2 protein-coding genes are annotated in these 1,391 nt (G+C 47.3%); both read right to left on the reverse strand.

Annotation, left to right across the window (positions count from 1 at the left end):
• Nucleotides 1-33: 33 nt before the first annotated feature.
• Complete coding sequence (locus KI742_RS23490; RefSeq protein WP_285386342.1) at nt 34-885, reverse strand: IS3 family transposase; 852 nt, start codon at nt 883-885, stop codon at nt 34-36.
• A complete protein-coding gene (locus KI742_RS23495; RefSeq protein ID WP_004413754.1) occupies nt 882-1,190 on the reverse strand; it encodes a transposase in 309 nt (102 codons plus the stop codon). Before KI742_RS23495 ends, KI742_RS23490 begins: the two co-directional genes overlap by 4 nt.
• Nucleotides 1,191-1,391 lie beyond the last annotated feature (201 nt).

The following is a 1,391-nucleotide window of genomic DNA, read 5'->3' on the forward strand; positions in this document are numbered from 1 at the left end:
TGGTGTACCCCACAAAAAGTAGACAGTACATAACTACATACTTTCGTACTCAACTGGGCTGACCTGCCCCAACGCTGAGTGTCTTCTTCTGCGATTGTAAAATACCTCGATGTATTCGAAGATGCCCATTCGGGCTTCTTCGACAGTTTGGTAATCTTCTGCGTATATCAGTTCGACTTTCAGTCGACTGTAGAACGACTCCATCACCGCATTATCCCAACAGTTACCCTGTCGACTCATGCTCGGTACACCTCCATGCTTGCGCATGAAGTCTTGATATTTGTAAGCTCTGTATTGTACACCACGGTCTGAGTGGATAATGACGCCCTTAGGCGGCTTACGTGACTCAAACGCCATTTTTAGGGCATTGGTGATGAGCTCGACGGTCATCGTTGTCCCTAGCGACCAACCCACAATACGCCTCGAATGCAAGTCCATCACTGTCGCTAAGAAGAGCCAACGGCTCTTCACCCAGATATACGTAATGTCCGTAACCCACTTCTGATTTGGTGTCTCGGACTCAAAGTCTCGACGCAGTAAATTGTCGGCAACATTCGTCATAGCAGCCACATCCTTGCTGTATTTGAACCCTTTACCATTACGCGCCCTAATACCTTTTTCCTTCATGATATCAGCCACATAATTCACACAGCAGGCATGGCCTGCTTCGTTTAGCTCTTCTGCAATTCGCACAGAGCCGTAACGTGCCCGATATTGGGCAAAGGTACACATGACGAGCTGTTCAAAGCGCTTTCGCCGCTTTGAACGCTCACTCGGCGTATAATGACACCACTTATAGTAACCGCCTCGACTCACCTCTAACGTACGGCACATTAAGCTAATGGAGTACTCACCGACATAGCTTTCAATGAACTCGTACTTCACTCTTGCTGCTTCGCGAAGTACGCCGAGACCTTTTTTAGGAATTCCATTTCATCTTTGAGCCGCTTGTTCTCGCGCCTAAGCGCTCGAAGCTCTTCGGACTCTTTCTTCGAGTAATCGACACCGTCTAAAGTGTTAAACTGTTTATCAGATAGGCGTGTGAACTGGCGCTTCCAGTTCCGGATCTGCTGAGCACTGATACCCAACTCCTTGGCAACGGAGACGGCTGTTCGGCCAGGAAGACTGGCCAAGCGAACTGCTTCTTTACGGAACTCTTCGGTGTACGCTGGATTACGATGTTTAGCCATAAATCACCTCTCAATTAGACCCTAGATCTAACTTGGTAAAGTGTCTACTAAACGTGGGGTACTCGGAAATATAACGCCCTGTTAAGGGGTGAGCAACGCAATACAAAAGCCGCCGCGTACCACCGATTTGCTCATTCCAACCTCCATTAACAAGATATTCAATTAGTTAATATGTGTTTGAATTATTGTTTGTTACGGATT

It is taken from the genome of Vibrio sp. D417a (assembly GCF_030248595.1).
Lineage (GTDB): Bacteria > Pseudomonadota > Gammaproteobacteria > Enterobacterales > Vibrionaceae > Vibrio > Vibrio alginolyticus.

What these genes read in the sequence shown, in the direction of transcription:
- KI742_RS23495 (WP_004413754.1), bottom strand. Translation starts at nt 1,190, where the DNA reads ATGGCTAAACATCGTAATCCAGCGTACACCGAAGAGTTCCGTAAAGAA.